This window comes from Providencia sp. UF-183, assembly GCF_058246155.1.
The window spans coordinates 14,105-27,749 of sequence record NZ_JBSICD010000010.1 but is presented as its reverse complement, the minus strand read 5'-3'; the positions used below and the strand labels follow the sequence as shown (position 1 = coordinate 27,749).

At 43.9% G+C, this 13,645-nt stretch carries 13 protein-coding genes; all 13 read right to left on the bottom strand.

Annotation, left to right across the window (positions count from 1 at the left end):
- Nucleotides 1-37: 37 nt before the first annotated feature.
- Nucleotides 38-1,870, bottom strand: a complete 1,833-nt coding sequence (gene glmS / locus AC4IFT_RS11230; protein ID WP_490751352.1) for a glutamine--fructose-6-phosphate transaminase (isomerizing) — start codon at nt 1,868-1,870, stop codon at nt 38-40.
- Nucleotides 1,871-2,065: 195 nt separating this feature from the next.
- Complete coding sequence (gene glmU / locus AC4IFT_RS11225) at nt 2,066-3,436, bottom strand: bifunctional UDP-N-acetylglucosamine diphosphorylase/glucosamine-1-phosphate N-acetyltransferase GlmU (protein WP_219245197.1); 1,371 nt, start codon at nt 3,434-3,436, stop codon at nt 2,066-2,068.
- A 126-nt stretch (nt 3,437-3,562) separates the two neighbouring features.
- Nucleotides 3,563-3,988: a F0F1 ATP synthase subunit epsilon gene (locus AC4IFT_RS11220; protein WP_042846797.1), complete on the bottom strand. Its 426-nt coding sequence runs from the start codon at nt 3,986-3,988 to the stop codon at nt 3,563-3,565.
- Nucleotides 3,989-4,009: 21 nt separating this feature from the next.
- Nucleotides 4,010-5,392 (bottom strand): F0F1 ATP synthase subunit beta, encoded by a 1,383-nt coding sequence (gene atpD / locus AC4IFT_RS11215; protein WP_273804117.1) that lies wholly within the window; start codon nt 5,390-5,392, stop codon nt 4,010-4,012.
- Between the two features lie 34 nt (nt 5,393-5,426).
- The gene (gene atpG / locus AC4IFT_RS11210) at nt 5,427-6,290 is read right to left on the bottom strand and encodes a F0F1 ATP synthase subunit gamma (protein ID WP_273804118.1); all 864 of its coding nucleotides are present in this window, start codon (nt 6,288-6,290) and stop codon (nt 5,427-5,429) included.
- 52 nt (nt 6,291-6,342) lie between these two features.
- Nucleotides 6,343-7,884, bottom strand: coding sequence for a F0F1 ATP synthase subunit alpha (gene atpA / locus AC4IFT_RS11205; RefSeq protein ID WP_206085531.1), 1,542 nt, complete (start codon nt 7,882-7,884; stop codon nt 6,343-6,345).
- A 14-nt stretch (nt 7,885-7,898) separates the two neighbouring features.
- Nucleotides 7,899-8,432, bottom strand: a complete 534-nt coding sequence (atpH, locus tag AC4IFT_RS11200) for a F0F1 ATP synthase subunit delta (protein WP_206085529.1) — start codon at nt 8,430-8,432, stop codon at nt 7,899-7,901.
- A 12-nt stretch (nt 8,433-8,444) separates the two neighbouring features.
- A complete protein-coding gene (gene atpF, locus AC4IFT_RS11195) occupies nt 8,445-8,915 on the bottom strand; it encodes a F0F1 ATP synthase subunit B (RefSeq protein ID WP_004906301.1) in 471 nt (156 codons plus the stop codon).
- Between the two features lie 58 nt (nt 8,916-8,973).
- Nucleotides 8,974-9,213 (bottom strand): F0F1 ATP synthase subunit C, encoded by a 240-nt coding sequence (gene atpE, locus AC4IFT_RS11190; protein WP_004093904.1) that lies wholly within the window; start codon nt 9,211-9,213, stop codon nt 8,974-8,976.
- A gap of 47 nt (nt 9,214-9,260) precedes the next feature.
- Complete coding sequence (atpB, locus tag AC4IFT_RS11185; protein ID WP_042846803.1) at nt 9,261-10,079, bottom strand: F0F1 ATP synthase subunit A; 819 nt, start codon at nt 10,077-10,079, stop codon at nt 9,261-9,263.
- Between the two features lie 33 nt (nt 10,080-10,112).
- Entirely contained in the window at nt 10,113-10,490 is a 378-nt protein-coding gene (gene atpI / locus AC4IFT_RS11180; RefSeq protein ID WP_042846804.1) for a F0F1 ATP synthase subunit I, read from the bottom strand.
- Nucleotides 10,491-11,091: 601 nt separating this feature from the next.
- Nucleotides 11,092-11,712 carry a 16S rRNA (guanine(527)-N(7))-methyltransferase RsmG gene (rsmG, locus tag AC4IFT_RS11175; RefSeq protein ID WP_490751351.1) on the bottom strand — a complete coding sequence of 207 codons (621 nt, stop codon included), beginning with the start codon at nt 11,710-11,712 and terminating at the stop codon, nt 11,092-11,094.
- A gap of 1 nt (nt 11,713) precedes the next feature.
- A complete protein-coding gene (gene mnmG, locus AC4IFT_RS11170; protein ID WP_490751350.1) occupies nt 11,714-13,603 on the bottom strand; it encodes a tRNA uridine-5-carboxymethylaminomethyl(34) synthesis enzyme MnmG in 1,890 nt (629 codons plus the stop codon).
- Nucleotides 13,604-13,645 lie beyond the last annotated feature (42 nt).

Genomic DNA, 13,645 nt, shown 5'->3' with positions numbered 1-13,645 from the left:
GTTATACCAGCCGCAATTCTAAATTAATGGATACTGATTACTCAACCGTTACTGATTTTGCCAAGTTACGTGGTTGGTCAACGTCCGTTCCTTTGATTAATGCAACATGGTAAGACAACAGTTGCAGGGGAACAGTGTAGAAAATTGGTGCAATCAACTCTTCAACATGTGGCAGAGAAACTATTTTCATGTTTTCGCTTGCAATAAATCCCGCATCTTGATCAGCAAATACATACAACAAACCACCACGTGCGCGCACTTCTTCAATATTGGACTTCAGTTTTTCCAATAATTCATTGTTAGGTGCGATGATGATAACAGGCATATCGGCATCGATTAACGCTAATGGGCCATGTTTTAATTCGCCCGCGGCATAAGCCTCAGCGTGAATGTACGAAATCTCTTTTAATTTCAATGCCCCTTCAACAGCAATAGGGAATTGGTCTCCACGACCTAAGAATAAGGCATGGTGTTTGTCAGAGAAATCTTCGGCTAACGCTTCGATAACTTTATCTTGCGACAGCATGCTTTCAATACGTGCAGGAAGTGCATGTAACGCATGAGAAATACGTTCTTCTAACTCAGGGTTTGCGCCTTTTAAGCGGCCCATATACGCCACTAACATCAGTAAAACGGTTAATTGGGTCGTAAAGGCTTTGGTAGATGCCACACCAATCTCAGCACCCGCTTTTGTCATCAATGCAAATTCAGATTCACGCACCAATGAGGAGCCTGCAACGTTACAAACCGCTAATGAGGTCAGATAGCCTAACTCTTTTGATAAACGCAGCGCAGCCAGTGTATCCGCCGTTTCCCCTGATTGAGAAAGGGTGATCATCAAGCTATTTTTGCGATGCGCAGGGTTACGGTAACGATACTCAGAGGCAATTTCCACATCGCATGGAATACCCGCTAAAGATTCAAACCAGTAACGAGCGACCATCCCTGCGTTGTAAGAAGTTCCGCAAGCAACGATTTGGATATGTTCAACTTGGGAGAGAATTTCGTTCGCTTTCGGGCCTAACTCGCTTAAATCGATACCGTTATCTTTATCAAAACGCCCTTCAAGGGTGTTTTTAATGGCCATCGGCTGTTCATAAATTTCTTTTTGCATGTAATGGCGATACACGCCTTTATCACCTGCATCATATTGAACATTCGATTCAATTTGTTCGCGCTCAACTAGGGCACCGCTGTTATCAAAGATACGAACAGTACGGCGAGTAACTTCAGCAACATCCCCTTCCTCAAGGTAAATGAAACGACGAGTCACAGGTAACAATGCCAGTTGGTCAGACGCTAAGAAGTTTTCGCCCACACCTAGGCCGATAACCAATGGGCTACCAGAGCGTGCAGCGACTAATAACTCAGGAATACGGCTATCCATAACCACAGTGCCGTAAGCGCCGCGTAATTGTGGAATAACACGTTGAACCACTTCCACCAGCGAGCCGCCTTTTTGTTGTTCATGATGAACAAGGTGCGCAATCACTTCAGTATCAGTTTCTGAACTAAAGACATAACCAAGCTTTTTCAGTTCATCTTTGAGTTCTAAATAGTTTTCAATAATACCGTTGTGAACAACCGCAATATAACCCGATGTATGTGGGTGAGCATTACGTTCACTTGGCACGCCATGCGTCGCCCAACGAGTATGTGCAATCCCCGTTCCGCCTGATACTGGGTTTTTCTCTGCCTCTTCCGCCAGCATTTGCACTTTGCCCACTTCACGTAAGCGTTGCAAATGACCTTCGTGATCAACCACAGCCATACCCGCTGAGTCATAACCACGATATTCAAGACGACGAAGACCTTCTAACAGAATTTCTGCGATATCACGTTGTGCAACAGCACCTACAATTCCACACATATTTTATTGATTCCTAGACAAAAGGTTTCTTTCTTTAGAAACCTTCATTTGTCGTAACCTAATTGTTTTTCAGCTTTCGCTGTTCCCCAGCCTTGTAGAAAATGGGGAGATATTTTTATGCCACCTTGGGTAGCTATTTTATAATTTACTGCTTTTTATATTCAAAGGGGCAATCGGCCCCTTATCAAAATTCACTTATTTTTTCTTGACCGGGCGCTGCCAGTTTTTAATATGCATTTGCTTAACGCGGCTGACGACTAATTCGTCTTCGTTAACATCACGAGTCACCGTCGTGCCAGCACCAATAGTGGCGCCTTTCGCGACCGAAACAGGGGCGACTAATTGAGTATCTGAACCCACAAAAACATCATCACCGATAATGGTTTTATGCTTATTCGCACCATCATAGTTACAAGTGATGGTCCCTGCGCCGATATTCACGTTATCGCCAATTTGCGCATCACCAAGGTAACTTAAATGCCCCGCTTTTGAACCTAAACCTAAAGAGGCATTTTTCATTTCAACGAAATTACCCACATGCGCTTTAGCCGCTAATTTAGCACCCGGACGCAAACGAGCAAAAGGACCAACCGTACATTCTGATGATAATTCAGAGTTTTCTATGACTGAATATGGGCTAATAATTGAGTTATCGCCAATCACGCAATCCCTTAAGATACAGCCAGATTGAATTTGTACGTTGTTACCCAGCGTCACATTCCCTTCAATAATGACGTTGGTATCGATAATAATGTCACGTCCATGGGTTAAGGTACCGCGAATATCAAAACGCTCTGGGTCGATTAGCATCACACCCGCCAGCAATAGTTTTTCTGCTTGTTCTTTCTGGTAAACACGCTCAAGTGCAGCCAGTTGCAAACGGTTGTTAACCCCTTCCATCTCACTTAAACGGCTTGGGTGAACAGTTGCTACCTTGTTACCTTCTTTATGTGCAAGGGCAATAATATCCGTGATGTAGTATTCACCTTGCGCATTATCGTTGTTCAGCTGAGCCAACCAACGTTTGAAATCTTTACCGCTTGCAACCATGATCCCCGTGTTAATCTCTTGGATTTTACGTTGCTCTTCAGTCGCATCTTTTTGCTCAATAATACCGACAACTTCATTATTTTCGCGAATGATACGACCATAACCTGTTGGGTTATCTAAAATCACGGTCAGTAAGCCAATCCCGCCTTGGGGTTTGACTTCAATCAGGCGGTCTAACGTATCTTTAGCAATTAGAGGTACATCACCGTACAACATGACAATATCTTCATCGTCTTGGAAGCTTGGTGCTGCCTGTTGCATTGCATGACCTGTACCGAGTTGCTCTGCTTGCAGAACCCAATTTAAATTCTGCTCACCCAGTTTTTCTTTCAGTAAATCACCGCCATGCCCGTATACCAGATGGATATCTGATGCACCGATTGATTTTGCAGTATCAATTACGTGCTGAACCATTGGTTTGCCCGCAAGTAAATGCAAAACTTTAGGCAAATCTGAATACATCCGTGTGCCTTTACCGGCAGCTAAAATTACGACACTTTTTCTTTGCACAGTCATTTTTCCTGAAACTCCAACTTTGGGATGAAAGTAAACCTATTTCCTATCTAAAATACTACATATTTCGCTCAAATAAAAAAGCCAGTTAGGATTAACCAACTGGCTTTTTTTACTATACCGCTATCATTACATTAGCTTTTTAGTTAACTCGATGACTCGAAGTTTCGCTATTGCTTTTGCAAGTTCTGCCGATGCCTGAGCATAATCAACATCGCCGTGTGCTTTACGGACGTGTTCTTCCGCTTTGCGTTTAGATTCCACTGCACGAGCTTCGTCTAAATCTTTACCACGGATCGCTGTATCAGCGAGTACGATAACACCGTTTGGTTGCACTTCTAAAATACCGCCAGAGAGGTAAATTAGTTCTTCTTCACCAAACTGCTTGGTAATACGTACCATGCCCGGTTTTATGGCAGTCAGCAGCGGGGTATGCTGTGGATAAATCCCCAGCTCACCTTCACTACCTGTCACCTGAATTTTCTGTACTAGGCCTTCAAACATTTGTTTTTCAGCACTCACTACAGTCAGGTGGTATGTCATTGCAGCTACCATATCAACCTCCTGTCAGCTGGATTAAAGCTTTTTCGCTTTTTCCACAGCTTCTTCAATGGTACCAACCATATAGAACGCTTGTTCTGGCAGGTGGTCGTAATCACCGTTCAGGATACCACCGAAGCCACGGATAGTGTCTTTCAGGGAAACGAACTTACCTGGTGAACCGGTAAATACTTCAGCAACGAAGAATGGTTGAGACAGGAAGCGCTGGATCTTACGAGCACGAGCAACAACCAGTTTGTCTTCTTCAGACAGTTCATCCATACCCAGAATTGCAATGATATCTTTCAGTTCTTGGTAACGTTGCAGAATAGACTGAACGCCACGTGCAACATCATAGTGCTCTTGACCAACGACGAGTGGGTCTAACTGACGGCTAGTAGAGTCCAGAGGGTCAACCGCTGGGTAGATACCCAGAGATGCGATTTGACGGCTCAGAACTACCGTTGCGTCTAAGTGAGCAAAGGTTGTTGCTGGTGATGGGTCAGTCAAGTCATCCGCAGGAACGTAAACCGCTTGTACGGAAGTGATAGAGCCCGTTTGAGTTGAGGTAATACGTTCTTGTAGAACACCCATCTCTTCCGCCAGCGTTGGCTGATAACCTACCGCTGATGGCATACGACCTAACAGTGCTGATACTTCAGTACCTGCTAAGGTGTAACGATAAATGTTGTCAACGAACAGCAGTACGTCACGACCTTCGTCACGGAATTTCTCAGCCATAGTCAGACCAGTCAACGCAACGCGCAGACGGTTTCCTGGTGGCTCATTCATCTGGCCATAAACCAGTGATACTTTATCCAGAACGTTTGAGTCGGTCATTTCATGATAGAAGTCGTTCCCTTCACGAGTACGCTCACCAACACCTGCGAACACTGAGTAACCTGAGTGCTCAATCGCGATGTTACGGATCAGTTCCATCATGTTTACTGTTTTACCAACACCCGCACCACCGAACAGACCAACTTTACCACCTTTCGCGAATGGACAGATTAAGTCCATTACTTTGATACCGGTTTCCAGCAGTTCTGTTGAGTTAGCTAACTCTTCGTAGCTTGGTGCTGCACGGTGAATTGACCAGCGCTCTTCTTCGCCGATATCACCTTTCATATCAATAGGTTCACCCAGAACGTTCATGATACGTCCTAAAGTTGCTTTACCTACTGGTACTTCGATTGGGTGCTCTAAGTTTACTACTTGTAAACCACGGCTCAGGCCATCAGATGTACCCATTGCGATACAACGGACAACACCACCGCCTAACTGTTGTTGAACTTCCAACACCAGTTTTTCTTTACCGTTAACAACCTCAAGAGCGTCGTACACTTTTGGTACGTCATCTTGAGGGAACTCGACGTCCACAACGGCGCCGATTACCTGGATAATCTTTCCAGTAGCCATCTTGAATCCTCTACGTAATTCGTAAACCTAGCTGTTAAACCGCGGAAGCACCCGAAACGATTTCGGTAAGCTCCTGAGTAATGCTGGCCTGACGAGCTTTGTTGTAAACCAACTGCAACTCTTTGATCAGGTTTCCACCATTATCAGTAGCGGCTTTCATCGCTACCATTCGTGCGGCCTGCTCACTAGCCAGGTTTTCAACGACGCCCTGATAAACCTGCGACTCGATATAACGACGTAGCAGGGTATCCAGCAACGCCTTAGGATCGGGTTCGTATATATAATCCCAAGACTTCTTCTTCAATGTTTCGTCATTGCTTGCAGGCAATGGCAGCAATTGAAGAATAGTTGGCTCCTGAGACATTGTATTGATGAACTTATTCGTCACCACATACAGTTTATCCAAACGCCCTTCATCATAGGCTTGTAGCATAGTTTTAACTGGACCAATCAAGTCCGAAAGCGTTGGGTTATCCCCCATTCCGGTAACTTGTGTTACGACGTTACCGCCCACAGAACCGAAGAATGAAACCGCTTTAGAACCGATTAAAGCCAAATCAACCTGAACGTTTTTCTCAGACCATGACTTCATGTCCGCGAGAAGTTTTTTGAACAAGTTAATGTTCAAACCACCACACAGACCACGGTCTGTTGAAACAACCAGATACCCGACACGCTTAACTTCACGCTCTTCGAGATATGGATGTTTATATTCCAGATTACCTAACGCTAGGTGACCAATCACACTGCGCATGGTTTCTGCATAAGGACGGCTGGCCGCCATGCGTTCCTGCGTTTTACGCATTTTGGACGCAGCGACCATTTCCATCGCTTTAGTGATCTTTTGTGTATTTTGTACACTTCCGATCTTGGAACGTATCTCTTTTGCGCCGGCCATTTCTGCTTCTCCTTATTAACCAGACGGCCCTAAAAATTCGGGCCGAATAGTATTACCAGGACTGAGTTGCTTTAAATGATTCGAGCAGTTTTTTCAACTTGCCTTCGATATCATCGTTATAGCTACCAGCCGGGCCAATTTCGTTCATAAGGTCAGCATGCTCGCGCTGTGCAAAAGAAACTAAAGCAGCTTCAAACGCACCAATCTTCGCTAACTCAACATCATCCAAGAATCCACGTTCTGCCGCGAACAGAGACAGTGCCTGCTCTGCTACTGACATCGGTGCATACTGTTTCTGTTTCAGCAGTTCAGTTACTTTTTGACCATGACTTAACTGTTTACGAGTCGCGTCATCGAGGTCGGAAGCAAACTGAGCAAACGCTGCAAGTTCACGATACTGAGCAAGTGCAGTACGGATACCACCAGACAGTTTCTTAATGATTTTAGTCTGAGCAGCACCACCAACACGAGATACTGAAATACCTGGGTTAACCGCTGGACGAATACCAGAGTTAAACAAGTTAGATTCCAGGAAGATCTGACCATCTGTAATCGAAATTACGTTTGTCGGTACGAATGCAGAAACGTCACCAGCTTGGGTTTCAATGATAGGCAGAGCTGTCAGTGAACCAGTTTGGCCTTTAACTTCACCTTTAGTAAAGTTTTCTACGTATTCAGCGTTAACGCGAGCAGCACGCTCAAGCAGACGTGAGTGCAGATAGAAAACGTCACCTGGGTAAGCTTCACGTCCTGGTGGACGACGCAGCAACAGTGAAATTTGACGGTATGCAACAGCCTGTTTAGACAGGTCATCGTATACGATCAGTGCATCTTCACCGCGGTCACGGAAATATTCACCCATCGCGCAACCAGCATATGGTGCTAAGTATTGCAGAGCAGCTGATTCAGATGCTGTAGCAACAACAACGATAGTGTTTTGCAGTGCACCGTGCTCTTCCAGTTTACGAACTACGTTAGAAACGGTAGACGCTTTCTGGCCGATTGCCACGTACACACATTTGATACCTGAGTCGCGTTGGTTGATGATTGCATCGATTGCCAAAGCAGTTTTACCTGTTTGACGGTCACCGATAACAAGCTCACGCTGTCCACGACCAATTGGAATCATTGCATCGACTGATTTATAACCAGTCTGTACAGGTTGATCAACTGATTGACGATCGATAACGCCCGGTGCGATAACTTCTACAGGTGAGAAACCATCGTTATCAACAGGACCTTTACCATCAATTGGCTGACCCAGTGTATTCACGACACGTCCTAACAGGCCACGGCCTACTGGAACTTCAAGAATACGACCAGTACATTTAACTTTCATGCCTTCTGCCAAGTCGGCATAAGGACCCATGACAACCGCACCAACGGAGTCACGCTCTAAGTTCAATGCGATAGCGTAACGGTTGCCAGGCAGTGCGATCATCTCACCCTGCATGACTTCGGCTAAACCGTGAATACGAATGATACCGTCATTAACGGATACAATCGTACCTTCATTGTGAGCTTCACTCACAACATCGAACTGAGCAATACGCTGTTTGATCAGTTCGCTGATTTCGGTGGAATTCAGTTGCATATGCTCCAGTCCCCTTAAGACTGCAAGACGTCAGTTAAACGCTCTAAGCGACCGCGGATACTCCCGTCAATAACGAGGTCTCCAGCACGAATGATCACTCCAGCAATAACAGACTTATCAATTTTGCAATTCAGCTTAACTTTGCGTGACAGACGTTTTTCCATCGCTGCAGAAATTTTAGCTGACTGCTGTTCACTCAGTTCGTTAGCAGAGATGACATCAACCTCGATGGTTGATTCCAGAGCATCGCGCAATTGAATAAATTGAGCTAATACTTCTGGCAGCGTCGTTAAACGCCCGTTGTCTGCCATAACACGAATCAGATTCTGAACATGCTCGTCAATTTCATCTCCACAAACAGAGATAAACGTTTTAGCTAATGTTTCTGGTGCAATAGAACCAGAAAGCAGCTCACCAACCTGTTCGTTGCGCGTCACCAGTGAGGTGAAGGCCAGCATATTCTGCCATTTTTCGACAGCTTGGTTTTCCACAGCAAAGTCAAAAGCTGCTTTGGCGTAGGGGCGAGCTACAGTAGCGATTTCAGACATGCCCCTCCCTCCTTACAGTTCAGCGACTAGTTTATCAACGATGTCGCTGTTAGCAGCTTCATCCACGGAACGTTCGATGATCTTCTCGGCACCTGCGATAGCAAGCATCGCAACCTGTTTACGTAACTCTTCACGTGCACGTTTACGCTCAGCATCAATTTCAGCTTGCGCTTGCGCGACGATTTTTGCACGTTCTGCTTCCGCTTCTGCTTTTGCTTCATCAATCATTTGAACGCGTTGTTTATTCGCTTGTTCAATGATGACTTGTGCTTCAGCTTTCGCTTTTTTCAGTCGGTCGGTTGCGTCGGTTTGCGCCAGTTCCAGGTTCTTTTTAGCACGTTCTGCAGAAGATAAACCGTCAGCAATTTCTTTTTGACGTTTTTCAATGGCCGCCATAATCGGTGGCCATACATACTTCATACAGAACCAAACAAACAGGACAAACGCGATAGCCTGGCCGAGGATTGTTGCATTTAGATTCACAGACAATACCTCTTATTCATTAGTGAATTAATGTTCTTACAGTGTTCCGTAACGTTAATTAGGCAACAGCGAACATTACATACAGGCCCAGACCAACAGCAATCATCGGAATAGCATCGACCAGACCCATTACGATAAAGAACTGTGTACGCAGCAGAGGAATTAAATCTGGCTGACGAGCAGCACCTTCTAAAAATTTACCACCTAGGATGCCGATACCGATCGCAGCACCGATCGCCGCTAAGCCCATCATCACAGCGGCAGCCATGTACAGCAGATCCATACTCAGGTTTTCCATGACAGTCTCCAGTTTGTTTCAGTTAATACAATTATTGATTAATTAAATTAGTGCTCTTCAGATGCCATCGACAGATAGACAACAGTCAGAACCATAAAAATAAAGGCTTGTAGCGTAATAATCAGTATGTGGAAGATAGCCCAAGGTAGGCTTAACAACCACTGTGACCACCACGGAAGCAGAGCCGCGATAAGAATAAAGATCAATTCACCTGCATACATGTTACCAAACAGTCGCAGACCGAGTGATACAGGTTTTGACAGCAGGCTTACCCCTTCAAGAATCAAGTTGACTGGAATGAAGACAGGATGGTTAAAAGGCTGCATTGTGAGCTCTTTTGTAAATCCGCCAATTCCTTTCATCTTGATGCTGTAAAAGAGGATTAGGATAAACACACCAATCGCCATCGATAGAGTGACACTAACATCTGCGGTTGGTACTGCACGTAATGCAGGTAACCCGAGATAATGCTCAGCAATATACGGAAGGAAATCAATTGGGAGTAAATCCATCAGGTTCATTAAGAATACCCAGACGAACACCGTTAATGCTAAAGGAGCAATAACTTTGCTCTTACCGTGATACATATCACGGACTGAGTTATCAACGAAACCAATGATCAGTTCTATTGCAGTCTGTAACTTACCGGGTACGCCACTAGTCGCATTGGCTGCAACTCTTCTAAATAGCCACAGGAACAGAGCCCCGAGAACTACTGAGAAAAAAAGCGAGTCAATGTTCAACGTCCAAAATGTTGGACTAGCGTGGGGATCGACCAACTTAAAGGTACTCAGGTCCAACTGAAGGTTTCTCAGATGGTGGCCTATGTAATCCTCTGTAGTCATCACTTCTCCTGATGCAGACATGATGCCTCTTACCCTTTTGTAGTTTAAAAATACTTACCGTTTAAAAACGGCTGGTGCAACAATCTGAACAATTAGCACCGCTAAATAGGTCAAACCCAGTGGTGTTAATGACGCTTTGAACACACCGAAAGCAACAACTAAAACAACGATAGTTGTAACAACCTTTAGCCCTGCTCCTAATGCTAAGAACCAGGCAATGCGGACAGGTTCATCCTCTTCCTTTGCTTTCTGAAATTGTGCTAGCAGCATAAATACGATATTTGGTAACCAGCATGCTAACCCACCAGCAAGAGCAGAGGCCCCCCATTCTATACTATTTGCACAGAAAGCCCCACTGAGGATCACTAAAGTTATAAACTGAACAGACAACTGCTTTGCAGCATGCTTGTTGTCATAAAGGGATACAGACATAACTTTTCGTATACTCCCAGCTCTTCTCAGCCTCAGAAACGCTAAGTGTTGTATAAAACTGCCTTTGCGTAAATGTGTCAAGAGACAAAAACGAGCAAATTATACGGGCAGGCGAAATGAATTCAATCAGTAAGTAGCGAAAAGGTGAATAAATATTTAATTTTTTCGAGATAGCGCAGAATTGTCGATGTAATAATTAATAAATAGTTAATGAATTGCTACATATGTTCACTTAAATGTGACATTAATCACATTTAGCTTTGTTCGCTTTATTTATTCCTTCAACTTTCTTCATAAGAAAAATTAGATTTAATCTGTAAATCAAATAATTAAGAAAGACAATTTTTAAGCTAAATAATGAATCTATAAATCAAATATTTCACTGTTAACTATTTTATTAGCTAAATCGATTAAGTCAAAATAGCCAATTACATTCACTTTTTCCCTTCAACTTATTATTTTTGAAACTTATTCGTTATTGCCGTGTAAATAACACGTAAAATTCGAGTTTTTGTTATTCGGTCAAAAACAAAAATAGCCGTCTGTTTTTCAACATTCGGCTATCGCTCTAAAAGATAAAATTATTTGATAGAAAGCAACTTTATTTCAGCGAAATTTTAACTAAATGGCGTTGCTCATCAAGTTCTGGTACTTGAAGCTCAGTGATAGACTCAATCACAAACCCTTCTGGTAGAGCCATTTCATCATCACGAATGACACCTTTTAGAGCGTAAAAACGCCCTTCAGGTGAAGGTAAGTGATGGCACCAACTCAACATATCATTTAACGATGCAAACGCACGGCTAATAACGCCATCAAAACCATTTTCAACGGGATATTCTTCAACTCGTGACTGAACAGGTTCTATGTTAGTTAGCCCTAACTCATGTTGAACCTGTTTTAAAAAGCGTACACGCTTCCCTAAGCTGTCCAATAGAACAAAATGGGAATCAGGTCGAACAATGGCTAAAGGAACGCCTGGTAACCCAGGGCCCGTTCCAACATCGATAAACCGTTGTCCGTTGAGTTGACCGTTCACCACTATGCTATCCATGATATGGCGGATTAACATCTGTTGCGGGTCACGTACGGACGTCAAGTTATAGGCTTTGTTCCATTTAACTAATAACCCAACGTAATCAACTAACTGTTGTTTTTGCTTTTCCGTTAAATCGATATCGGTTTTGGCAAGTAATTGATTAAGTTTTGATAATAAATCCATGTTAAGCGCTCCGGCGTAGCATGCCTTGCTTTTTCAACCAAACAAGTAAAATAGAAATCGCGGCAGGAGTGATCCCTGAAATACGTGAAGCTTGGCCGATAGACGTTGGCTTGTGATCATTCAGCTTTGCCATTACCTCGTTGGATAATCCTTTCACTTGTTTATAATCAAGATCTACAGGTAACAAGGTGTTTTCATTACGTAATTGTCTTTCGATCTCTTCTTTCTGACGTGCGATGTAACCTTCGTATTTAACTTGAATCTCAACTTGATCAGCAGCTTGTTGATCTTCAATTGCAGGTGCAAACAAATTTAACGAGGTCAGCATTTGATAAGTCATTTCAGGACGACGTAATAAATCTTCACCATTCGCTTCTTTGGATAACGGAACGGTTAATATTCCATCAATCTCAGTATGGTTATCAGATTTAGGGTGAACCCAGATATCTTTTAAGCGCTGACGCTCTTTTTCAATCAGTTCCACTTTTTTGTTGAAGTGTGCCCAGCGCACATCATCAACGAGACCAAGTTCACGGCCTTTTTCTGTTAAACGTAGATCAGCGTTATCTTCACGTAGCATCAAGCGGTATTCTGCACGTGAGGTAAACATACGGTACGGTTCTTTGGTACCAAGTGTGCAAAGGTCGTCAACGAGAACACCGATGTAAGCTTCGTCACGACGAGGGAACCAACCTTCTAAGCCAAAGGCATGTTGTGCAGCATTCAAGCCAGCAAGTAAGCCTTGAGCACCCGCTTCTTCATAACCCGTTGTGCCGTTGATTTGACCAGCAAAAAACAAGCCATTAATAAACTTGCTTTCTAGTGTTTGTTTGAGATCGCGCGGGTCAAAGAAATCATACTCAATCGCATAACCAGGACGAATGATCCTTGCGTTTTCCATCCCTTTCATTGAGTGCACAATTTGCATTTGCACATCAAATGGCAGGCTGGTGGAAATCCCGTTAGGGTAGATTTCATTGCTCGTTAAGCCTTCTGGCTCTAAGAAAATTTGATGTGAGTCTTTATCAGCAAAGCGCATCACTTTGTCTTCGATCGACGGACAATAACGAGGGCCGATCCCTTCGATGATCCCTGCATACATAGGGCTACGATCAAGGTTATTTCTGATCACATCATGGGTTTTTTCATTGGTATAGGTGATATGGCAAGGCATCTGTTGTGGATGTTGATCTTGCGAACCTAAGAATGAAAATACAGGCATTGGGTCGTCACCTAGCTGTTGAGCTAACTGACTGAAATCAATTGTTCTTGCATCAATACGTGGGGGAGTTCCCGTTTTTAAACGGTTAACACGTAGTGGTAATTCTCTTAGACGTTGAGAAAGGGAGATTGATGGTGGATCACCTGCACGACCCCCACTGTAATTTTCTAACCCAATATGAATTTTTCCATCAAGGAAAGTCCCAACGGTTAATACCACAGCTTTGGCTTTAAATTTTAAGCCCATGCGGGTAATAGCCCCTGTGACTTGATTGTTTTCAACAATCAGATCTTCAACAGGTTGCTGAAAAATCATTAAGTTAGGCTGATTTTCTAAAGCTGTTCTAACTGCTTGGCGATAAAGAACGCGGTCTGCTTGTGCACGAGTTGCACGAACCGCTGGGCCTTTGCTGGCATTTAATGTTCTAAATTGAATACCCGCCTTGTCTGTTGCAGTGGCCATTAAACCACCGAGGGCATCAATTTCTCTGACCAGATGCCCCTTACCGATCCCACCGATGGCTGGGTTGCAAGACATCTGGCCCAATGTATCAATATTGTGAGTCAGTAATAGGGTTTGACGCCCCATACGTGCAGCTGCCATTGCTGCTTCAGTACCGGCATGACCACCACCAATTATGATGACGTCAAATTGCTCTGGATAAAACATGTGTGAACCTTAAACGTTAGAAAATGCGAACTGTGCATTTGA